Annotated in this window: 21 protein-coding genes; 10 read left to right on the forward strand and 11 right to left on the reverse strand. The window is 64.4% G+C overall.

The features are described from left to right. The first annotated feature begins 24 nt into the window (after positions 1–24). The 4 genes from odhB (at position 25) to lpdA (ending at position 4,209) form a co-directional block, all read left to right on the forward strand. Complete coding sequence (odhB, locus tag H2509_RS07410) at positions 25–1,527, forward strand: 2-oxoglutarate dehydrogenase complex dihydrolipoyllysine-residue succinyltransferase (protein WP_182163892.1); 1,503 nt, start codon at positions 25–27, stop codon at positions 1,525–1,527. 20 nt (positions 1,528–1,547) lie between these two features. Then, positions 1,548–1,910, forward strand: coding sequence for a tautomerase family protein (locus tag H2509_RS07415; protein ID WP_182163894.1), 363 nt, complete (start codon positions 1,548–1,550; stop codon positions 1,908–1,910). 41 nt (positions 1,911–1,951) lie between these two features. Then, positions 1,952–2,716, forward strand: a complete 765-nt coding sequence (locus tag H2509_RS07420) for an SDR family oxidoreductase (RefSeq protein WP_182163896.1) — start codon at positions 1,952–1,954, stop codon at positions 2,714–2,716. Between the two features lie 83 nt (positions 2,717–2,799). Next, positions 2,800–4,209, forward strand: a complete 1,410-nt coding sequence (lpdA, locus tag H2509_RS07425; protein WP_182163898.1) for a dihydrolipoyl dehydrogenase — start codon at positions 2,800–2,802, stop codon at positions 4,207–4,209. A 73-nt stretch (positions 4,210–4,282) separates the two neighbouring features. Here the strand turns inward: lpdA and H2509_RS07430 are convergent, their stop codons facing one another. The 5 genes from H2509_RS07430 to fsa all read right to left on the reverse strand — a co-directional run bounded on the left by H2509_RS07430 (position 4,283) and on the right by fsa (position 7,906). Next, entirely contained in the window at positions 4,283–4,867 is a 585-nt protein-coding gene (locus tag H2509_RS07430) for a hypothetical protein (protein ID WP_182163900.1), read from the reverse strand. Between the two features lie 280 nt (positions 4,868–5,147). Continuing rightward, entirely contained in the window at positions 5,148–5,393 is a 246-nt protein-coding gene (locus H2509_RS07435) for a hypothetical protein (protein ID WP_182163902.1), read from the reverse strand. 301 nt (positions 5,394–5,694) lie between these two features. After that, positions 5,695–6,096, reverse strand: coding sequence for a hypothetical protein (locus H2509_RS07440; protein WP_182163904.1), 402 nt, complete (start codon positions 6,094–6,096; stop codon positions 5,695–5,697). 133 nt (positions 6,097–6,229) lie between these two features. Beyond that, on the reverse strand, positions 6,230–7,180 hold the full coding sequence (locus H2509_RS07445; RefSeq protein ID WP_182163906.1) for a tyrosine recombinase XerC: 951 nt from the start codon (positions 7,178–7,180) through the stop codon (positions 6,230–6,232). A gap of 72 nt (positions 7,181–7,252) precedes the next feature. Further along, on the reverse strand, positions 7,253–7,906 hold the full coding sequence (fsa, locus tag H2509_RS07450; protein ID WP_182163908.1) for a fructose-6-phosphate aldolase: 654 nt from the start codon (positions 7,904–7,906) through the stop codon (positions 7,253–7,255). A 255-nt stretch (positions 7,907–8,161) separates the two neighbouring features. On the opposite strand from fsa, the gene H2509_RS07455 reads away from it, so the two are divergent. The 6 genes from H2509_RS07455 (at position 8,162) to H2509_RS07480 (ending at position 15,523) form a co-directional block, all read left to right on the forward strand. Then, a complete protein-coding gene (locus tag H2509_RS07455; RefSeq protein ID WP_328805013.1) occupies positions 8,162–10,366 on the forward strand; it encodes a primosomal protein N' in 2,205 nt (734 codons plus the stop codon). A 277-nt stretch (positions 10,367–10,643) separates the two neighbouring features. Next, complete coding sequence (locus H2509_RS07460) at positions 10,644–11,204, forward strand: F0F1 ATP synthase subunit delta (protein ID WP_182163912.1); 561 nt, start codon at positions 10,644–10,646, stop codon at positions 11,202–11,204. Further along, on the forward strand, positions 11,204–12,733 hold the full coding sequence (atpA, locus tag H2509_RS07465; RefSeq protein WP_182163914.1) for a F0F1 ATP synthase subunit alpha: 1,530 nt from the start codon (positions 11,204–11,206) through the stop codon (positions 12,731–12,733). Before H2509_RS07460 ends, atpA begins: the two co-directional genes overlap by 1 nt. Positions 12,734–12,768: 35 nt before the next feature. After that, positions 12,769–13,638: a F0F1 ATP synthase subunit gamma gene (locus tag H2509_RS07470; RefSeq protein ID WP_182163916.1), complete on the forward strand. Its 870-nt coding sequence runs from the start codon at positions 12,769–12,771 to the stop codon at positions 13,636–13,638. Positions 13,639–13,662: 24 nt separating this feature from the next. Next, positions 13,663–15,087 carry a F0F1 ATP synthase subunit beta gene (atpD, locus tag H2509_RS07475; protein WP_182163918.1) on the forward strand — a complete coding sequence of 475 codons (1,425 nt, stop codon included), beginning with the start codon at positions 13,663–13,665 and terminating at the stop codon, positions 15,085–15,087. Between the two features lie 28 nt (positions 15,088–15,115). Continuing rightward, a complete protein-coding gene (locus tag H2509_RS07480; RefSeq protein ID WP_182163920.1) occupies positions 15,116–15,523 on the forward strand; it encodes a F0F1 ATP synthase subunit epsilon in 408 nt (135 codons plus the stop codon). A 163-nt stretch (positions 15,524–15,686) separates the two neighbouring features. On the opposite strand, the gene H2509_RS07485 is transcribed toward H2509_RS07480, so the two are convergent. The 6 genes from H2509_RS07485 to H2509_RS07510 form a co-directional block, all read right to left on the reverse strand. Then, positions 15,687–15,893 carry a hypothetical protein gene (locus tag H2509_RS07485; RefSeq protein WP_182163923.1) on the reverse strand — a complete coding sequence of 69 codons (207 nt, stop codon included), beginning with the start codon at positions 15,891–15,893 and terminating at the stop codon, positions 15,687–15,689. 366 nt (positions 15,894–16,259) lie between these two features. Then, positions 16,260–16,694 (reverse strand): OmpA family protein, encoded by a 435-nt coding sequence (locus H2509_RS07490; protein WP_182164118.1) that lies wholly within the window; start codon positions 16,692–16,694, stop codon positions 16,260–16,262. A gap of 124 nt (positions 16,695–16,818) precedes the next feature. Then, positions 16,819–17,466: a L,D-transpeptidase gene (locus tag H2509_RS07495; RefSeq protein ID WP_182163925.1), complete on the reverse strand. Its 648-nt coding sequence runs from the start codon at positions 17,464–17,466 to the stop codon at positions 16,819–16,821. Between the two features lie 188 nt (positions 17,467–17,654). Continuing rightward, positions 17,655–19,265, reverse strand: a complete 1,611-nt coding sequence (locus H2509_RS07500; RefSeq protein WP_182163927.1) for an NTP transferase domain-containing protein — start codon at positions 19,263–19,265, stop codon at positions 17,655–17,657. Further along, entirely contained in the window at positions 19,265–19,960 is a 696-nt protein-coding gene (locus H2509_RS07505) for an XdhC family protein (protein ID WP_182163929.1), read from the reverse strand. Before H2509_RS07505 ends, H2509_RS07500 begins: the two co-directional genes overlap by 1 nt. 3 nt (positions 19,961–19,963) lie before the next feature. Beyond that, entirely contained in the window at positions 19,964–20,314 is a 351-nt protein-coding gene (locus H2509_RS07510) for an XdhC family protein (protein ID WP_182163931.1), read from the reverse strand. Between the last annotated feature and the right edge of the window lie 91 nt (positions 20,315–20,405).

Below are 20,405 nucleotides of genomic sequence, written 5' to 3' on the forward strand. Positions count from 1 at the left end.
CGAAAAAGGCAAAGAGATACGATCATGGCGACCGAAATCCGAGTGCCCACGCTGGGCGAATCCGTGACCGAAGCGACCATCGCGCAGTGGTTCAAGAAGCCGGGCGATGCGATCAATGTCGATGAACCGATCGTCGAGCTTGAGACGGACAAGGTGACGGTCGAAGTGCCGGCGCCGGTATCCGGCACGTTGCAGGAAATCCTCGTCAAGGAAGGCGACACTGTCGAGGTCGGCGCTCTGCTCGGTCAGATTTCCGAGGGAGCAGGCGGTGCCAAGACTGCTCCCGCGGCAAAGGCCGAGGCGGCGCCTGCGGCGTCCGCGAAGTCTGCCGAAACCGTCGACGTGGTTGTGCCCTCCGCCGGCGAAAGCGTCACCGAGGCGGAAGTCGGCGAATGGATGGTGAAGGTCGGCGACATGGTGAAGGCCGACGACATCCTCGTCGAGCTTGAGACCGACAAAGCCGCGCAGGAAATCCCCGCACCCGCCGCCGGCAAGATCGTCGAGATCGCGGTCAAGACCGGCACCACCGTCCATCCCGGCGAGCTGCTGTGCCGCATCGCGGCCGGTGAGGGGGCTGCCGCCGCCACTGCCGCTCCGGCCAAGGCTCCGTCCGCCGCCAAGGGCGACGGCGGCATGCCTCCTGCGCCGTCCGCTGCCAAGATGATGGCTGAATCCGGCATTTCCGCCGCCCAGGTCGAAGGCACGGGCAAGCGCGGCCAGGTTCTCAAGGGCGACGTTATGGCCGCAATCTCCGGCGGCGCCACCCAGCAGACGTCCGCTCCGGCTCCTGCCGTCACGGTCCGCGCACCGAGCGCTCCTTCCGACGAGGTGCGCGAGGAGCGGGTTCGCATGACGAAGCTGCGCCAGACCATTGCCCGCCGCCTCAAGGATGCGCAGAACACGGCCGCAATGCTCACCACCTATAACGAGGTGGACATGGGCCCGGTGATGGAACTGCGCAAGCAGTACAAGGATCTCTTCGAGAAGAAGCACAATGTGAAGCTCGGTTTCATGGGCTTCTTCACCAAGGCAGTCTGCCATGCGCTGAAGGAAATCCCGGCGGTCAACGCCGAGATCGACGGCACCGATATCATCTACAAGAACTACTGCCACGTCGGCGTCGCCGTTGGCACGGACAAGGGCCTCGTCGTGCCGGTGGTACGCGATGCCGACCAGATGTCGATTGCCGAGATCGAGAAGAAGATCGCCGAATTCGGCCGAAAGGCCCGCGACGGCAAGCTCGGCCTCGACGAGATGCAGGGCGGCACATTCACCATTTCCAATGGTGGCGTCTACGGTTCGCTGATGTCCTCGCCGATCCTCAACGCGCCGCAGTCGGGCATCCTCGGCATGCACAAGATCCAGGAACGGCCGATGGTGGTCAACGGGCAGATCGTCGCCCGGCCGATGATGTACCTGGCGCTCTCCTACGATCACCGCATCGTCGACGGCAAGGAAGCGGTGACCTTCCTGGTCCGCGTCAAGGAAAGCCTGGAAGATATCCAGCGCCTCGTGCTCGATCTCTGAGATAAACCGAGGGGGCAGCCATGCCGGTGATCCGGATCGACGTTCCGAGTGGCACGCCGATAGACGTGCAGAAGCGTATCCGCCTGGGCGTCAAGGACGCTGTCCTGCGCACTCTCGCGCCGAAAGAGACGAAATACGACTATGTGGGAGTGCGTGAAGCTGTCGCCGAAATCGGCGACGGCGTGCCGCTCGTAGAGGTCGATCTGCGTCCCGGCCGCGAGCCGGAGCGAAAGAAGGCGCTGGTCGATGCTATCGCGGAGATCATGGAGCGGGAGCTCGGTGCTCCCCCCGCCGATCTCTATGTGCTTTTCCGCGAAACTCCGTCGGAGAACCACTATTGCGGTGGCACGCCGTTGCCGGCCTGGGTCCCGGCGGATCGCTGAGGAAGGCCGGTGCACAGGAAAAGGCAGGGGAAGGGCAGCACATGGCGGGAGACAAGGGCGTCCTGATCGTCACCGGCGGCAGCCGCGGTATCGGTGCCGCCGTCTGCCGGCTGGCGGCGCGCGAAGGCTACACGGTCGTTGTCAATTACGTTGCCAACCAGGCGGCTGCCGATACGCTGGTTGCGGAACTCGTCGCATCCGGCGGCAAGGCGCATGCGGTCAGAGGGGACGTTCAGCACGAAGCCGATGTGCTGCACCTCTTCGCCGAGGCTGACAGGCTGGGCCCCCTTGCCGGCCTCGTCAACAATGCGGGCGTGGTCGACAGGCCGGCCCGCGTCGACGAGATGAGCGTCGAGCGGCTCAGCCGCATGTTCGCCGTCAATATCCTCGGTTCCTTCCTTTGTGCGCGCGAGGCGGTCAAACGCCTGTCGACCAGACACGGCGGCAAGGGCGGGGCGATCGTCAATCTGTCCTCGGCCGCCGCCAAACTCGGTGCCGCCGCGCAATATGTCGACTATGCCGCCGCCAAGGGCGCCATCGACACCTTCACCGTCGGCCTGTCGCGCGAAGTGGCGAGCGAGGGCGTGCGCGTCATGGCGGTGCGACCCGGCATTATCGATACGGAAATCCATGCGTCCGGCGGCCTGCCCAACCGGGTGGCCGAGATGCGCGGGCAACTGCCAATGAAGCGGGAGGGCAGTGCCGAAGAAGTGGCGAAGGCCATCCTCTGGCTCCTTTCCGACGAGGCGTCCTATTCCACCGGCGCGATTCTCGACGTTTCGGGAGGTCGTGCCACGCTGCCCTGACCCGGGGCGCCATTTCACCCGATACCGAAAGCCAAGCGATCTCCCGCCCTCCAGGGATGTTCGAGGATAAAGAGGCGCGTTAAATGTCCCAATACGATCTCGTCGTCATCGGAACCGGCCCCGGTGGCTATGTCTGTGCCATCAAAGCCGCCCAGCTTGGCCTCAAGGTGGCGGTCGTCGAAAAGCGGGCGACCCATGGCGGCACCTGCCTCAATGTCGGCTGCATTCCCTCCAAGGCGCTGCTGCATGCTTCCGAGATGCTGGCCGAGGCCGAGCACTCCTTCGAGGAACTCGGCATCAAGGTCGGAAAGCCGAAGGTCGATTGGGCCAAGATGCTTGCCCACAAGGACAAGACGGTCGACAGCAACGTCTCCGGCATCGCCTTCCTGTTCAAGAAGAACAAGATCGACGCCCATCGCGGCACCGGCCGTATCCTGGGTACTGGCCGCGTCGAGGTGAAGGCGGAGGACGGTTCGACCACCGTGCTGGAGACGAAGAACATCGTCATCGCCACCGGCTCCGAAGTGATGCCGCTGCCGGGTGTTGAGATCGACGAGAAGCAGATCGTCTCCTCCACCGGCGCGCTGGCGCTGGACAAGGTGCCCGGCCGGATGGTTGTGGTCGGCGCCGGCGTCATCGGCCTGGAACTTGGCTCGGTCTACGCCCGGCTCGGCAGCGAGGTCGTCTTCGTGGAATTCCTGGACAAGATCCTGGGGCCGATGGACGGTGACGTCTCCAAGCAGTTCCAGCGCATGCTGAAAAAGCAGGGCATGAACTTCAAGCTCTCGTCCAAGGTCACGGCGGTTTCGAAGAAGGGCAAGTCGCTTGAGGTGACTGTCGAGCCGGCGGCGGGCGGCGAAGCCGCAGCCGAAACGCTGGAAGCGGACGTGGTGCTGGTCGCAATCGGCCGCAAACCCTACACCGACGGTCTCGGCCTGAAGGAAGCTGGCGTGGCGCTTGACGAGCGCGGCCGGGTGAAGACGGACGCACATTACCGCACCAACGTCGACGGCATCTATGCGATCGGCGACGTGATCGCAGGGCCGATGCTTGCCCACAAGGCCGAAGACGAGGGTGTGGCACTTGCCGAAATGCTCGCTGGCCAGGCAGGGCACGTGAACTACGATGTCATTCCGGGCGTCGTCTACACGCAGCCCGAGGTCGCCTCTGTCGGCAAGACGGAAGAGGAGCTGAAGGCGGACGGCGTCAAGTACAAGGCCGGCAAGTTCCCCTTCACCGCCAATGGTCGCGCCAAGGCGATGCTGCATTCGGACGGCTTCGTGAAGGTCCTGGCGGATGCGGCAACGGACCGGGTGCTCGGCGTCCATATCGTCGGCTTCGGCGCTGGCGAGATGATCCACGAGGCTGCGGTGCTGATGGAGTTCGGCGGCTCGTCGGAAGATCTCGGCCGTACCTGCCACGCGCATCCGACGATGAGCGAAGCGGTCAAGGAAGCGGCGCTGGCCACCTTCGCCAAGCCGATCCACATCTGATCGGACGCATATCGACGAGGCAATTCGGAAAGGCGGCGGGTTCTCTCGCCGCTTTTTCAGTTTGGCGAGCGGTTCAGATCCGGGTGGAAATCAGCAGGCCTGGTTCTGTCTCGCCGTTCTTCACCTTCTCGGCCAGATAGTCCTCCAGGCTCTGGGCGGTTTCCGCCCGCTCCACCTGCACGATGACGCTATCGGAGGGCCGGAACGCCGACTCGTTCGGACCGTCGCCATTCTGGGCGAAGGTTGCGCCAAGATCCTGGAGCAATGCCTGGATGCGGGCGATCCGGTCCTCGGCGAGCGCCGGCCCCTTGCTCGTATCCTGGTCGAATTCAAGCACTTGTTCGATCAGCTTGTATTGCGGAGCAAGCTCGACATTGCCGTCATTGTAGGCACGGGCCACGGTCTTGCCGTTGACCTTGACCTCGCTATGCACGTTCGAGACGTGGTCCGGGTCGGTCGGGGCTTCGCCGGGCGGCTGGCCGAGCTTCGAATCCGACTGCAGTGCACTCTTCAGCAGCAGGCGCGGCACGATTTCCTCCGCCTGCTTGCGAGCTCGCTGGATGACCGGGGAATTGGCATCCAGAGGCTGCCGGTCGCCGGAAGATGTCCCGAAGATGCTGCCTAAGAAATTGTTGTTCAAGCCAAGCGGGCTGACCATGCTCGCCTCTCAATTTGAAGATTTGAAATTGTTGGCCGGCAATCGTCGGTCGCCGACGGGCTTAGATGCAATTTGCATTACATAAGGGTTAACAAATTACTAACTTTTATGAATCGTAAACGATCTCGCTCATGCAATGAGGTGGACACAAAAGGGGGCTGCGGGAAGAGGGGAGCCGTACCGTCTTGCGAAGCGATTGCTTTCGCGAATGAAGGGCACCCAAACGAGCCCGGCAACCGACTGGTGCTTGCGCCGGGCTCGATCTTTGGAGAACGCGCGTTTACTCCGCAGCCTTGGCGGGAACGGCGCCTTCCTGTGTCGCGTCGGCTGACGCCACTTTCGTCGGCAGCTTGATGGCCGTGGGGATATGCGGGACCGGCGTTGCCGCCGCATCCGGCGCGGTCGTCGAGGCTGTCGTCGTCGGGGTCGTGGTTTTCGTGGTCTTCATCCACTCGCAGGCGATAGCCGTGCCGGGGACAAAGGCGACCATGGCGGCCGCAAGCGTCAGTCCATTGATCAGGCGCATGTCGTTTCTCCCGTGACGGGGCCTCCCCGATGAGTGGAGGCAACAAACGAAGAGCGTGCGAACGCTCGTGCCTTAGACGTTAAAAAGTGTAAACGAATGTCAGTGGATATCAAACGTTTGAGCAGTCATTCGAGTTGACTGTGGGCAATTTGGCTCACGACCTGTGGATAATATGCATCACTTTGGCGCAAAAAGAGGCAAAATCCGACTTCTTGGCTTGCTTCTGCCGGTGGCTTGAAACGAATCGGCGCCGCGCGTCCTGGTGGCGGGGAAAACCGAATCAGCAGCCGTTCGGGTTCGCTCAGTGCCTTCCGAGAATGACCGTGTAATGTTCTTCCGGGCTGGTCGGGTCGTGCGGATAGGAGCTCACCATGGCTTCCATCCGGCTCTCCATCGCCGTCAGCGTCACCTTGCGCGTGCCGAACAGTCCGGTGAAATCTGCGACCACGCGCGAGCCGATGCGCACGCCCTCGCTCCAGCCCCATTTGCAGTCGCGCGGGGCGCAGCGGGTAAAGATCCGCACCCGCAGGAAATAGTCCTCGCCCCGGCATTCGCCTTCGATCTCGACGCGTGACAGGCTCTTCATCGCGGGCTTATGCGCTTTCCAGGTGCCGGCCTCGGGAACGCGGCAGGCCCTGTCCTCGGCTACCGCATCCGTGGAGCCGGCCATGATCATGAGTGCTGCAAAGACTATTGCCCGCATCCTGGGCCCCGTGTCGCAGTTCATATCCGATCCCTTGCCGGATATGCGAGTTCACCCCGCGCCCGCTGGCCGGAGTAGCTAAACTGAGAATGAAGCTATCGTATTAAGCTATTGTTAAGCGCCGAACGCAGCGTCAGCCGCCATGCGGATGGGCCTTGTCATAGGCTTCCAGCAGCCGGGCCGTGTCGATTTCCGTGTAGACCTGCGTGGTGGAAAGGCTCGCATGGCCCAGCAATTCCTGGATCGAGCGCAGGTCGCCGCCGCGCGCGAGTAGATGAGTCGCGAAGGAATGGCGCAGGGCGTGCGGTGTCGCAGTATCCGGCAGACCGAGCGCACCGCGCAGACGCTGCATTGCAAATTGCACGATGCGCGGGTTGAGCGGGCCGCCTCTTGCGCCCAGGAAGAGGGGCCCTTCGTCCTCCGGCATATAGGGACAAAGGGCGAGGTAGGCTTCGACCGCCTCGCTCACGACGGGTAGCAGCGGCACGATGCGTTCGCGGCCACCCTTGCCGGTGATGCGCAGCGTCTTCACGCCGCGTCGAGGGGCGGTGCGTCCGGTGAGGGACAGCGCCTCGGAGATCCGAAGGCCGCAGCCGTAGAGCAGTGAAAGCACGGCGGCGTTACGCGCGGCGACCCATGGTTCGCCGGAAAGGTCCATGTCCGGATCGACAACACGGCGGGCGTCGGAGGCCGAAATGGGCTTTGGCAGCGAACGGGGCTGGCGCGGTGGGCGGATCACGGCGGCCGCCGCCGCATTCACCATGCCGCAATCCTCGAGAAATCCGAGGAACGAGCGGATGCCGGCGAGCGAGCGGGCGATGGAGCGGCTTTGCACGCCGCCGCGTCGCCGCGTCGCGAGAAAGGCGCGAAAGTCGGCCGGCTTCAGTTCGGCAAGCTCCGCCATGGCTGGAGGTCCGCCGAGATGGCCGGTGAGAAAGGTGAGGAACTGGCGGACGTCGCGCTCGTAGGCGACCAGCGTCTTGTCGGCGAGCCGCCGTTCGCCGCCGAGATGGTCAAGCCAGTCGCCGACGGCGCGGTTGACGTCGGCCTTCGCGTTGACCAAGGGCGAATCACCATCCTGCATGACCATAGGATAGCGCGCGCGGGCAGCCTTCGCACGAGGTGCGCGCGAAGGCCGAATTTCCAAATGGCCGGCTTAGCGGATGCTCTGGCCTGTCTTCGCCCAGTCGGCCAGGAAGGCTTCCAGGCCCTTGTCGGTGAGCGGGTGCCTGGCGAGGCCCTTCAGCACTGCCGGAGGCACGGTCGCGACATCCGCGCCGATCAGCGCGCAGTCCTTCACGTGATTTGCCGACCGGATGGAGGCGGCGAGGATTTCCGTCTCGAAACCGTAATTGTCGTAGATCTGGCGGATCTCGCGGATCAGGTCCAGGCCGTCGAGATTGATGTCGTCGAGACGGCCGATGAAGGGCGAGATGAAAGTGGCGCCGGCCTTTGCCGCCAGCAGGGCCTGATTAGCCGAGAAGCAGAGTGTCACGTTCACCATCTGGCCGTTGTCGGTGAGGTGGCGGCAGGCCTTCAGGCCGTCCAGCGTCAGCGGCACCTTGATCGCGATATTGTCGGCCACTGCCGACAGGATTTCGGCCTCCGCCATCATGTCGGCAAAGTCGGTGGCGGTGACCTCGGCCGAAACCGGTCCGTCGACGATGGCGCAGATTTCCTTGATCACCTCCAGCATCGGCCGGCCGGCCTTCATGATGAGGGAGGGGTTGGTCGTCACGCCGTCGAGCAGGCCTGTATCCGCAAGGTCCCTGATTTCGGCGGTGTCGGCGGTATCGACGAAAAATTTCATGTCGGAAACGGGCTCCCGTGCTGGACTTTTCGCTTGGCTCTAGAGCGTAGTCCCGCGAAATGGTGCCATTTTGACGGAAGAACGCCCTGCCTGTACCCGCGCCGCTACCTCGTGGCAAGCTCGCGGGGACAGACGTCGTGCCGGGCTGCGGCACGCTGGTCGCCGTCTGTTTAGCGTAGGATGCCGCAAAGGGACAGTCCTGATTCGGGTGTTGGCGGGCCGGCCCGAGGATCGCGTTTTCCAGGAGTGAGATTGGTGTTGTTCGACGAAGGGACGGAACTGGAGAACGAGGCGGCGGTTGCCGCCGTTCTCGTGCCCGTTGCCGTCGCCGGCGCTTACAGCTACCGCGTTCCCCCTGGCATGAAGGTGCGCCCCGGCTCCGTCGTGCGCGTGCCGCTCGGCCCACGCGAGGTCATCGGCGCCGTCTGGGAAATCGAGACCTCGCCCAGGGTTTCGCGCCGCAAGCTGCGCGACATTCTTCATCTCTATGACGATGTGCCGCCCCTGTCGGACGATTTGCGCCGCTTCGTCGACTGGGTGGCGGGCTGGACGCTTGCCGCTCCCGGGATGGTGGTGCGCATGGTGCTGCGCTCCGAAGAGGCGCTGAAGCCGGAGCCGCCGGTTTCCGGCGTCCGTCGCGTCGAAGGAGCGCAGCCGGAACGCATGACGCCGGCCCGCGCCCGTGTCCTCGATCTCATGATGGACGGCCTCGGCTGGACGAAGTCTGGCCTTGCCGCGACCGCCGGCGTCAGTTCTTCCGTCGTGGATGGTCTGCTGGCGCAGGGTGTGCTGGAGCCCGTGGAATTGCCGGCGACGCTTCCGCCCCCCTTACCGGAGATTGACCGGCCGGCGCCGCGGCTCAATCCCGCACAGGAAGAGGCCGCCACGCAATTGCGGGCTGCGGCCGGTGGCGGCTTCAAGGCTTTCCTGATCGACGGCGTCACCGGTTCCGGCAAGACGGAGGTCTATTTCGAAGCGGTCGCGGAGACCATCCGCAAGGGGCGGCAAGCGTTGATCCTGCTGCCCGAAATCGCGTTGACGGACCAGTTCCTCGACCGTTTCGAGCGCCGCTTCGGCGCGCGGCCGGCCGAATGGCATTCCGAGGTGCCGCCCAGACGCCGCGCGCGGGCGTGGCGCGGAGTCGCTACCGGCGATGTGAGGGTCGTGGTCGGTGCCCGATCCGCGCTGTTCCTGCCTTTCCGCGAGCTTGGCCTCATCGTCGTCGACGAGGAGCACGACGCTGCCTACAAGCAGGACGATCGCGTGCCTTATTCCGCCCGCGACATGGCGGTGGTGCGCGGCCATATCACCGGCTTTCCCGTCGTGCTGGCTTCGGCGACGCCTTCGGTGGAATCGCAGGTCAACGCCCGGCAGGGCCGCTATGTCCGCCTTGAGCTTCCCGAACGCGCATCGGGGGCGGAACTGCCGGAGATCACTCCGATCGACATGCGCAACAACGGACCGGAACGCGGCCGTTGGCTGGCGCCGGCCCTTGTCGGGGAGATGAAGGCGGCGGTGGAGGATGGCGCCCAGGCGCTTCTCTTCCTCAACAGGCGCGGCTATGCGCCGCTGACCCTCTGCCGCACCTGCGGCTACCGCTTCCAGTGTCCCAACTGCTCCACATGGCTCGTGGAGCATCGCTTTCGCGGACAGCTGCAGTGCCATCACTGCGGTCATTCGCAACCGATTCCGCACGCCTGTCCCAGCTGCAATGCCACCGACACGCTGGTCGCCTGCGGCCCGGGTGTCGAACGCATCGCTGAGGAAGTCGCCGATCTGCTGCCGGATGCCAGGGTATTGGTGCTCTCATCGGATCTGCCGGGCGGCCAGGAGCGGCTGAAGCGCGAGATGAAGGTCATCGAGGAGGGCGGGGCGGATATCGTCATCGGCACCCAGCTCGTCGCCAAGGGGCACAATTTCCCGCTGATGCGCGTCGTCGGCGTGGTCGATGCGGATCTCGGCCTGGCGCATGGCGACCCGCGCGCGGCGGAACGAACCTTCCAGTTGATGGCGCAGGTGACGGGGCGTGCCGGGCGCATCACCGGCAAGGGCAAGGGATTCCTGCAGACCTATTCGCCCGACCATCCGGTGATCCGTGCGCTTCTCACCGGCGATCGCGAAGCCTTCTATGACAGCGAGATCGAGGCCAGGCGGTCGAGCCGCCTGCCGCCATTCGGCCGGCTGGCCGCTCTCGTCGTCTCCGCGCCCGACCGTTCGGAGGCGCAGGCCTATGCGCGCGCGCTCGCAAGGGCCGCGCCCCGTGCAGGGGAAGTCACGCTGCTTGGCCCGGCGGAGGCGGCCCTTGCTCTCGTCCGGGGTCGTCACCGCTTCCGCCTTCTGGTCATGGCACCGCGCGCTTTCGATCTCCAGGCGTACCTGCGTCATTGGTTGAAGGCCGCTCCGGCGGCAAAAGGCGGCGTGCGGCTGCAGGTCGACGTCGATCCGCAGAGTTTCCTCTGATAAATCCGCTACTTCGAGGTGCCAGCCTGGCGCCGCCTTCTCTCCTCCGGCTTCCCGGCTTCCACAGCCCTGCACAGTTTGGCGTCAATGGTGCGGAAAACGTGGCGCCAGGTGCTGTTGCGGAGTCTGAAAGCCTGTGCTATGCGAAGCGCGGCTTCGGGGGATCTGACCATATTCACGGCCCTCAAATCCAGGAAATAATGACGAATTTTCAAGGCCTTGCTGTCAGCTAAGCTGAAAGCTCCGGCACAAACCTGCCTCAGAGAGCACGGACCCGGTGACTGACAACGTATCTCTCATCTCAGGCGTGGCCTCGCGGTATGCGACGGCGCTTCTCGACTTGGCCGAGGAGCAGAAAGCCGTTGCGGCGGTTGAGAAGGACCTCGATGCCTTCGACAAGCTCCTTGCCGAGAGCAAGGATCTGGACCGTCTCGTGCGCAGCCCCGTTTTCTCAGCTGACGAGCAGCTCAAGGCTCTGACTTCCATCCTGGACAAGGCCGGCATGACCGGTCTGGCCGCGAATTTCATCAAGCTCGCCGCGAAGAACCGTCGTCTCTTCGCCGTGCCGGGCATGATCGCGGCCTTCCGGGTGGCGCTCGCCCAGCGGCGTGGCGAAACCACCGCGGAAGTGACTTCCGCGGCTCCCCTCTCTGCCGATCAGGTTGCAGCGCTCAAGGACGCGCTCAAGGCATCGACCGGCAAGACTGTGAATATTTCGGCGAAGGTCGATCCCGATCTGATCGGCGGCCTCATCGTGAAGATCGGCAGCCGCATGATCGACACCTCGCTGAAGACCAAACTCAATTCCCTCAAGTTCGCGATGAAAGAGGTCGGCTGATGGATATTCGGGCCGCGGAAATCTCCGCCATCCTCAAGGAGCAGATCAAGAATTTCGGCCAGGAAGCCGAAGTTTCCGAGGTCGGCCAGGTTCTCTCCGTAGGTGACGGCATTGCCCGCGTCTACGGTCTGGACAAGGTTCAGGCCGGTGAAATGGTCGAGTTCCCGGGTGGCATCAAGGGCATGGCCCTCAACCTTGAAACCGACAATGTCGGCGTCGTGATCTTCGGTTCCGACCGCGACATCAAGGAAGGCGACACGGTCAAGCGGACCGGCGCCATCGTGGAAGTCCCGGTCGGCAAGGGGCTGCTTGGCCGCGTCGTCGATCCGCTGGGCAATCCGCTCGACGGCAAGGGTCCGATCGAGGCGACCGAGCGTCGCCGCGTGGACGTCAAGGCTCCGGGCATCCTGCCGCGCAAGTCGGTGCACGAGCCGATGTCGACGGGTCTCAAGGCCATCGACGCGCTGATCCCGATCGGCCGCGGTCAGCGCGAGCTGGTCATCGGCGACCGCCAGACCGGCAAGACCGCCATCATTCTCGACACCTTCCTCAACCAGAAGCCGCTCCACGCCTTCGACGACGAGCATGCAAAGCTCTATTGCATCTACGTCGCCGTTGGTCAGAAGCGCTCCACGGTTGCCCAGTTCGTGAAGGTCCTGGAAGATGCCGGCGCGCTCGAATACTCGATCGTCATCGCCGCCACCGCTTCCGATCCGGCGCCGCTGCAGTTCATCGCGCCGTTCGCCGGCACCGCGATGGGCGAGTTCTTCCGCGATAACGGCATGCATGCCGTGATCGCCTATGACGACCTGTCCAAGCAGGCCGTGGCCTACCGCCAGATGTCCCTGCTGCTCCGCCGTCCGCCGGGACGTGAAGCCTATCCGGGCGACGTCTTCTACCTGCACTCCCGCCTGCTGGAGCGTTCGGCGAAGCTGAACGAGGATCACGGCCGCGGCTCGCTTACCGCCCTGCCGGTCATCGAGACCCAGGCGAACGACGTGTCGGCCTATATCCCGACCAACGTGATCTCGATCACCGACGGCCAGATCTTCCTTGAGACGGACCTCTTCTACCAGGGTATCCGCCCGGCCGTGAACGTCGGTCTGTCGGTGTCCCGCGTGGGATCCTCGGCCCAGATCAAGGCGATGAAGCAGGTTGCCGGCAAGATCAAGGGCGAGCTGGCGCAGTACCGCGAAATGGCGGCCTTCGCCCAGTTCGGCTCGGATCTCGACGCCACCACCCAGCGCCTGCTGAACCGCGGCGCGCGCCTGACGGAGCTTCTGAAGCAGCCGCAGTTCTCGCCGCTGAAGACGCAGGAGCAGGTCGCGGTGATCTACGCCGGCGTCAACGGCTACCTCGACAAGCTGCCGGTCAACCGGATCCGCGAATTCGAGGAAGGGCTGCTGCTCAACCTGCGTGGCGAGCATGCCGACATCCTGGACGCGATCTGGGAGAAGAAGGCGCTCGACGACGCGCTGGAGGCCAAGCTCAAGGCGGCTATCGACGCTTTCGCCAAGAACTTCGCTTGAACGCTGGCTGACCGGACGAAGGAGTACGGGCGGCCATGGCGAGCCTGAAGGACTTAAGAAACCGCATCGCCTCGGTGAAGGCGACGCAGAAGATTACCAAGGCCATGCAGATGGTGGCCGCGGCAAAGCTGCGTCGTGCCCAGGAGGCAGCGGAGGCTGCCCGTCCCTATGCGGAACGCATGGAGGCGGTGCTGGCCAATCTGGCAACCGCCTTCGAGGGTCGGGACGATGCGCCCCGGCTTCTCGCCGGCACCGGTGGCAACCGCGTGCACCTGCTGCTCGTCGCGACTGCCGAGCGCGGTCTCTGTGGCGGCTTCAACACGTCGATCGCACGTCTTGCCCGCGAACGGGCCAGGGCGCTGATCGCCGAGGGCAAGACGGTCAAGATCGTCTGCGTCGGCAAGAAGGGCTTCGATGTGCTGAAGCGCGATCTCGGGCAGCACATCGTCAAGACTTTCGAGCTGCGCAGCGTGCGCCAGATCGGTTTCGGCAACGCCGAGGAGATCGGCGCCTATATCCGCGACCAGTTCGCGGACGGCGGCTTCGATGTCTGCACGTTGTTCTACGCTCAGTTCAAGTCGGTGATCAGCCAGATTCCGACGGCCCAGCAGCTCATACCTGCGACTTTCGAGGCCAGCGAGGCCGACAAGGTCGCCTATGAATACGAGCCCGAGGAAGGGGAAATCCTTGCGGATCTCCTGCCGCGCAACATTTCCGTGCAGATCTTCCGGGCGCTTCTTGAGAATGTCGCCGGTGAGATGGGCGCCAAAATGACGGCCATGGACAACGCGACGCGCAATGCCGGCGAGATGATCGACAAGCTGACGATCACCTACAACCGGCAGCGCCAGGCCCAGATCACCAAAGAGCTGATCGAGATCATCTCGGGCGCCGAAGCGCTCTGACCGGATCGAGACGAGGAAAGATAAATGGCTGACAAGACAGTCGGACGGATCACCCAGGTCATCGGCGCCGTTGTCGACGTGCAGTTCGACGACCATCTGCCGCAGATTCTGAACGCGCTCGAAGCGGACAACCAGGGCACGCGTCTCGTGCTCGAGGTTGCCCAGCACCTCGGCGAAAACACGGTTCGCACCATCGCCATGGACGGCACGGAAGGTCTCGTGCGCGGTCAGGAGGTGACGGACACAGGCGCCCCGATCGCAGTGCCGGTCGGTGACGGCACCCTCGGCCGCATCATGAACGTCATCGGCGAGCCGGTGGACGAGGCGGGCCCGATCCCGCACGAAGCCAAGCGCGCCATCCACCAGGACGCTCCGGAATTCATCGAGCAGTCGACCGAAGCGCAGATCCTGGTCACAGGCATCAAGGTGGTGGATCTGTTGGCTCCCTACGCCAAGGGCGGCAAGATCGGCCTGTTCGGCGGCGCCGGCGTCGGCAAGACCGTTCTGATCATGGAGCTCATCAACAACGTCGCCAAGGCGCACGGCGGTTACTCCGTCTTCGCCGGCGTGGGTGAGCGTACCCGTGAAGGCAACGACCTTTATTGGGAAATGATCGAATCGGGCGTGAACAAGAAGGGCGGCGGCGACGGCTCCAAGGCCGCGCTCGTCTACGGCCAGATGAACGAGCCCCCGGGAGCGCGTGCGCGCGTCGCCCTGACCGGCCTGACTGTCGCCGAGCATTTCCGCGACCAGGGCCAGGACGTGCTGTTCTTCGTGGACAACATCTTCCGCTTTACCCAGGCGGGTTCGGAAGTGTCGGCGCTTCTCGGCCGTATTCCTTCGGCCGTGGGTTACCAGCCGACGCTGGCCACCGACATGGGTACGATGCAGGAGCGCATCACGACCACCACCAAGGGTTCGATCACCTCGGTGCAGGCCGTGTACGTGCCCGCCGACGATCTGACCGACCCGGCGCCTGCCTCGACCTTCGCGCACCTAGACGCCACGACGGTGTTGAACCGCGCGATCGCCGAAAAGGGCATCTATCCGGCGGTGGATCCGCTCGACTCCACGTCGCGCATGCTCGACGCCCGCATCATCGGCCAGGAGCATTACGAGACGGCCCGTGCCGTCCAGGCGACGCTGCAGCGCTACAAGGCCCTGCAGGACATCATCGCCATCCTGGGCATGGACGAGCTTTCCGAAGAGGACAAGCTGACGGTGGCCCGCGCCCGCAAGATCGAGCGCTTCCTGTCGCAGCCGTTCTTCGTGGCCGAGGTCTTCACCGGCTCGCCGGGCAAGCTGGTCGCGCTGGAAGACACGATCAAGGGCTTCAAGGGCCTGGTCGCCGGCGAATACGATCACCTTCCGGAGGCTGCCTTCTACATGGTCGGCTCCATCGAGGAAGCGATCGAGAAGGCACAGCGTCTGGCTGCCGAAGCCGCATAATATCTGAGTAGAGACGGGGACAAGCCCAATGGCTGAGCCATTTCAGTTCGAACTCGTCTCTCCGGCACGCCTTCTGGTGTCCGGTGAGGTGCTCGAAGTCGTCGTTCCCGGCTCCGAAGGCCAGTTCGGCGTTCTGAAGGGGCACGCCCCCTTCATGTCGACGATCCGGCCGGGGATCCTCAAGGTCAGCCGTGCAAACGGCTCGGTCGAGGAATATTTCGTGCGCGGGGGCTTTGCCGATGCGGCCCCGACGGGTTTAACCGTGCTTGCCGAACAGGCGGTGCCGGTCGGCGACCTGGATGCCGAGATGATCGCCCAGCAGATCCGCGACGCCGAAGAAGACGTTGCTGACGCCAAGGACGATGAGATGAAGCAGAAGGCGGAGACGGTGCTGAGCCAACTCCGCGAGGTCGAGATGGCTATCAAGGCCGCCTGAACCTGCTGCGAGGATTTCGAACAGTGAAGCCCGGCGCGAGCCGGGCTTTTTGTTTTGGAGTTGATGGATCGAAGTAAACGGGCAGGAAGGCTGCGCGCAAAAAGAAACCCCGGCGCGACGGCCGGGGCGTGGTCTTCATGGTCCCGCGAAAGGCGCTGGCAGGTCAGGCGGCAGCCTTGCGCTGTACCAGCTGCGGAGCTTCGCTGCGCTGCCGGCGGCGCTCTTCCGGCGAGATGTAGACGAGCGCACGGTGTTCGTCGCAGTAGGAAACGCCAGGCGTCACGCGGTTCTTGCAGGGGAAATAGTAATTTCCGCCAGTGCCTTCGGCCCATTTGCACTGGCCGCTGCGCGGCAGGCTGATCATGCTCATGTCAATATCCTTCTTGTCCGTGCCTGGCCCGATGGATGGCCGGCCGGCGGGTGGTTTTTGCTTGTCTGATGCGTGGCCGCGCCCACGCCGAACCGGGAAGAGCCGGGCTCCGACCCGCAGGAGCCTGCGAGATGCCGGGAATGGTCCCCACCGCGGTTCGCAACCGCCTCAAGCCCGATTGGCTGCGAGGCGGGTCGGAGCGCTGAATTGCTCGGCGCGGACTATAGACAGCGTATGCGTTGAATGCAATTGCAGTGCACACATAAGTGATATGAAAATGCTGCACTGCAATAATCTCCTGCGGAGATCCTTTGCCCGCCGCGCTCTTGCATGCCCTATTCCCCCGGAATTTCGGGGGGAGGCCGATCAGCTGTCTCGTTCCTCGCGCAGGTTGGTGACGACGCGCCGGTTCTGCGCCTTGCATTCGAGTTCGGCGCAATCGCGTACCTTGCGGTCTTCGCCATATCCCTTGGCCCAGAGCCTGTTGCGCTCCACGCCCTTGGAGACCAGGTAGGCCATCACCGCGTCGGCGCGCTGCTGTGAAAGCTTGCGGTTCGCGGCCGTATCACCCGGATCGTCGGCGAAGCCCTGGATCTTGGCATACCAGTCAGGGTTCGCACGCAGGAATTCCGCCTGTTTGTCCAATGTCATCCTGGCGGTGTCGTCGATAGTCGCGGAACTGGCGGCGAAATAGGTCCGCCGGCCGATATTGATGATGAAATCTTCTTCGCTGCCAGAAGAGATCGAGGCAAAGCCCGGAGCAACCGCATTCGTCACGTCCGGTGTTGCGACCGCCTCCATCGTATTGCAGCCGCCAAGCGACAGTCCGAGTGCTGCGAGTGCAATCGGACCTGCAATCAGCCCCCGCCATGACAGTGCCTGCACGTGCGGCCTCCCGTATTTCTGCCTCAGGTAACGTTGGCGGTCAGCCGTTGTTGCTGCCGGCGCCCAGATGCTCAAGCACCAGCACCTTGGTGCCGACCGGGCAGCGCTGGTAAAGGTCGATCACGTCTTCCGGAAACATGCGGATGCAGCCGGAGGAGACATCGTTGCCGATGCTCCATGGCTCCAGTGTCCCATGCAGCCGGTAACCGAGGTCGCTGCCGTCCCGGTAGAGATAGAGGGCGCGGGGACCGAGAGGGTTGTCGGCGGCGCCGCCTTCCACCAGGCGCGGGAGGTCCGGGCGTCGCTGGATCATCTCGGGCGGCGGAACCCAGCGCGGCCACAGCGCCTTGCGGTCGATCGTCGCGCGGCCGAACCACTGGAAGCCTTCCTTGCCGACGCCCACGCCGTAGCGCAGCGCCGTGTTGTTCTCCCAGACCCAGTAGAGGAAGTGGTTGCGCGTATCGACCACGACGGTGCCGGCCGGCTCCTCGCTATAGTATTTGACCATCTGCCGCCGCCATTGCGGCTTGATGACGCTGAAATTGGTCTGGCGATAGGCAAAGCCGTTGTCTTCGGCAACTCCGGCGAACCATTTCGACTCGGTGTTGGCGCCTGCGGCCGTGGTCAAAAGTGAGACGGCTGCAAATGCGCCCGTGCCCGCCATCAAGGATCGGCGTGTGAAATCCATGGCCGGTTTCACCTCGCGACAGTCTTTTTTAAATAAATGAGCGGCCCCCCAGCCGCGTCTGTATTAGCCGTTAAAATTTACCTAACGTCAATCCACCTGTTGCTGGAATGCCAAGCCTGTTGCCTTGAGGCAACATGGCCGTCTGGCTCACCTCCGAGCCGGCGCGGCGAGAGCTTCGATAAATCGGTTCAGGGCAACGTACCGCCCGCGCCGGCCAGCGCTTCCGGGGTGTCAAGATCGAGACGCGCGGCCTCGCCGATTTCCACTTCCGCCACCTGGTCGGCATGCCGGGCGATCAGGTGGCGCGCGCCGGTGTCGCCTTCCAGCCGCAGCAGGTCGGGGAAATAGCGCCGGTCCCACAGCACCGGGTTACCGCGCTTGCCGGACATGGTCGGCACCACGATCGTTCTTCCTTCAGTCGGATCGAAGGCGGCGATCAGCCGGTTGATCACGTCGCCCGTGATGCCCGGCATGTCGGCGAGCAGGATGAGTGCAGCATCCGCGTCCTCCGGGAGGGCGAGGATGCCGGCGCGGATGGAGCCCGCCATGCCGTCGGCGAAGTCGGGATTGTGCGTTGTCGCAAGGCCGAGCCCCGAGAGAGCGGCTTCCACTTCGGCCTGCATGTGGCCGGTCACGACCTGCACGCTCGAAAGTCCGCTTTCCAGTGCGTTCTCGGCAGCAATACGCACCAGTGGTCGGCCGTCGATTGTCGCAAGCAGCTTGTTGCCGCTTCCCATGCGGCGGGACTGACCTGCCGCAAGCAGGATACCGGCGACGTTGGCTGGCGTGTCGATGGGCTTTGCCTTGCCTTCGCGCGGCTGTGGCCTGGTGCCGATCTCCATCAGCAAGCCGCCGACGCCGAAGCCGGTGATATCCTCTGGCGCTACGGAAAGGTCGGCGAGCAGGCGGTCGAGCACCCAGTCGAAGCCGTTCTCCTTCGGGCTCCTGGCGCAGCCCGGTGCGCCGACCACTGGCACGCCGCCGAACTCGCCAAGCAGCATCAGGTTGCCGGGATCGACCGGCATCCCGAAATGGACGATACGTCCGCCGGCGGCTACGACCGCCGCCGGAACGACGTCCTGGATATCGACGATCGCGGAGGCGCCGAAGGCGATGATCAGTTCCGCGCCCTCCGCATGCAGACGGGTAAAGGCGCTTGCCACCGCCACCTCGTCATGCGGCACGCGCAGTTCGCGGAAGATCGAAGATCCGGAGGCCGCCAGCCGTTCCTCTGTGATCCGGCGCGTCTTGTCCATAACCGACGGCTTCAGGTGGCCAAGTTCCGTTGCCACAAGGCCGACGCGGCGTGGGCGGAAGGGATGGATGCACACTGCGTCGAGGATCGTCGTTTCCGCTTCCTCGATCAGGCTTTCGGCGACTGCGAAGGGAATGATCTTGGCTGTCGCCACCATCCGCCCTCTGGCCACCGAAGCATAGTTCGGCAGCGTGGCGAAGGTGATCGCCGGGTCGATGCGGTTGGCCGCGTCGATGCCTGCCTTGTCGACGACGAGGACGCCGGCTTCGCGGGCAAAGAGGTTCACCCTGCCGGTGAAAGCCGGTTCGCGGTGCAGATTGCCGCCGTCGGCCGCGCGCGCCAGCCGCTCCGCCGCGTGGTCTTCGTGCAGGTCGCCGGCTTCCAGCCGCGCCGCTATGACATGCGATATTCCAGCCTCCGTGAGCTTGGCCACATCCGCGGCCGTAATCGAATGCCCCTTCTTAAGGGCACCGTCGGGCAGGCGGACCGAATGGGCGATCAGTGCCCCCTCGGCTTCCGAAACGGGGGTGCGGCCAAAACGCATCAGCGTGTCTCTGCTTCTTTCCTCAACGCGGCAATGACGGCGCCGAGCACGGCGACGGCTATTTCCGCCGGCGACGCGGCGCCGATATCGAGGCCGATCGGTGCCTGGATGCGAGACAGGACTGTGTCCGCAACGCCTGCCTCCTTCAGCCGGTCGAGGCGCTTGCCATGCGTCTTGCGGCTGCCGAGCGCTCCGACATAGAAGCACCCGGCCTCCAGCGCGGCCTGGATCGGATAGTCGTCGATCTTCGGGTCGTGGGTGAGGGCAGCCAGCGCCGTATAGCCGTCGAGCGGGGCGGCCTTCAGTACGTCCTGCGGCCAGTCGGGCTTCAGCACCCGCTCCGGAAAGCGTTCCGGCGTCGCGAATGCGGTGCGAGGGTCGATGACGGTGACGTCGAAGCCGGCGACCTCCGCCATCGGCACCAGAGCCTGCGAGATATGCACCGCACCAATGACGACGAGGCGCGGCGGCGGCACGCTGACGGTGAGAAACTGCGCCTTGCCCGCCGCATCCTCGACGATACCGGACTTCGCAGAGCGGAAGCGCTTCTTCAGGTCCTCGCCAAGCGGATCGTCCGCGAGATCGTCGCCCTGGCGGACCAGCCGCTGGGCGCCCGTCTCCAGATCGGTGACGAGGATCGCCGCCCGGCGGGCGTCACGGTCGGCGTTCAGCGTTTCAAGCAGGGAGAGGTCCATCGATCAGGCCACCGGCTCGACATAGACGCGGATACGGCCGCCGCAGGAAAGTCCCACGCGCCAGGCGGTCTCGTCGGCAACGCCGAATTCCAGCATCGCCGGCTTGCCGCTGGCGATCACGTCGAGCGCCTCGGAGACGACGGCGCCTTCCACGCAGCCGCCGGAAACCGAGCCCTCGAAATCTCCTTCCTCGTCTATGACGAGATGCGAGCCGACCGGGCGAGGGGCGGAGCCCCAAGTCTCGACGACCGTTGCAAGGGCCACCTTGCGGCCCGCACGTGACCAGGCTTCGGCGATCTTCAGCGGGTCGAGCCGCACCGCCTCGTTGTCCTGTCCGCTGTTTACATGTGGCATGTCGCGGTCCTGTCTCGGTGATTTGACAATCTGCCTTGAATTATAGGCATCAAGCGCAGGCGGCGACAGGGACGGCACGCTAATTTTGCGC

This window comes from Stappia albiluteola, assembly GCF_014050225.1.
Taxonomy (GTDB): domain Bacteria; phylum Pseudomonadota; class Alphaproteobacteria; order Rhizobiales; family Stappiaceae; genus Hongsoonwoonella; species Hongsoonwoonella albiluteola.

Bases quoted from the DNA above. Each gene is read 5' to 3' on its own strand.
- odhB (WP_182163892.1), top strand. From the start codon at position 25: ATGGCGACCGAAATCCGAGTGCCCACGCTGGGCGAATCCGTGACCGAA.
- H2509_RS07415 (WP_182163894.1), top strand. From the start codon at position 1,548: ATGCCGGTGATCCGGATCGACGTTCCGAGTGGCACGCCGATAGACGTG.
- H2509_RS07420 (WP_182163896.1), top strand. From the start codon at position 1,952: ATGGCGGGAGACAAGGGCGTCCTGATCGTCACCGGCGGCAGCCGCGGT.
- lpdA (WP_182163898.1), top strand. From the start codon at position 2,800: ATGTCCCAATACGATCTCGTCGTCATCGGAACCGGCCCCGGTGGCTAT.
- H2509_RS07430 (WP_182163900.1), bottom strand. From the start codon at position 4,867: ATGGTCAGCCCGCTTGGCTTGAACAACAATTTCTTAGGCAGCATCTTC.
- H2509_RS07435 (WP_182163902.1), bottom strand. From the start codon at position 5,393: ATGCGCCTGATCAATGGACTGACGCTTGCGGCCGCCATGGTCGCCTTT.
- H2509_RS07440 (WP_182163904.1), bottom strand. From the start codon at position 6,096: ATGCGGGCAATAGTCTTTGCAGCACTCATGATCATGGCCGGCTCCACG.
- H2509_RS07445 (WP_182163906.1), bottom strand. From the start codon at position 7,180: ATGCAGGATGGTGATTCGCCCTTGGTCAACGCGAAGGCCGACGTCAAC.
- fsa (WP_182163908.1), bottom strand. From the start codon at position 7,906: ATGAAATTTTTCGTCGATACCGCCGACACCGCCGAAATCAGGGACCTT.
- atpA (WP_182163914.1), top strand. From the start codon at position 11,204: ATGGATATTCGGGCCGCGGAAATCTCCGCCATCCTCAAGGAGCAGATC.
- H2509_RS07470 (WP_182163916.1), top strand. From the start codon at position 12,769: ATGGCGAGCCTGAAGGACTTAAGAAACCGCATCGCCTCGGTGAAGGCG.
- atpD (WP_182163918.1), top strand. From the start codon at position 13,663: ATGGCTGACAAGACAGTCGGACGGATCACCCAGGTCATCGGCGCCGTT.
- H2509_RS07480 (WP_182163920.1), top strand. From the start codon at position 15,116: ATGGCTGAGCCATTTCAGTTCGAACTCGTCTCTCCGGCACGCCTTCTG.
- H2509_RS07485 (WP_182163923.1), bottom strand. From the start codon at position 15,893: ATGAGCATGATCAGCCTGCCGCGCAGCGGCCAGTGCAAATGGGCCGAA.
- H2509_RS07490 (WP_182164118.1), bottom strand. From the start codon at position 16,694: ATGGAGGCGGTCGCAACACCGGACGTGACGAATGCGGTTGCTCCGGGC.
- H2509_RS07495 (WP_182163925.1), bottom strand. From the start codon at position 17,466: ATGGATTTCACACGCCGATCCTTGATGGCGGGCACGGGCGCATTTGCA.
- H2509_RS07500 (WP_182163927.1), bottom strand. From the start codon at position 19,265: ATGCGTTTTGGCCGCACCCCCGTTTCGGAAGCCGAGGGGGCACTGATC.
- H2509_RS07505 (WP_182163929.1), bottom strand. From the start codon at position 19,960: ATGGACCTCTCCCTGCTTGAAACGCTGAACGCCGACCGTGACGCCCGC.
- H2509_RS07510 (WP_182163931.1), bottom strand. From the start codon at position 20,314: ATGCCACATGTAAACAGCGGACAGGACAACGAGGCGGTGCGGCTCGAC.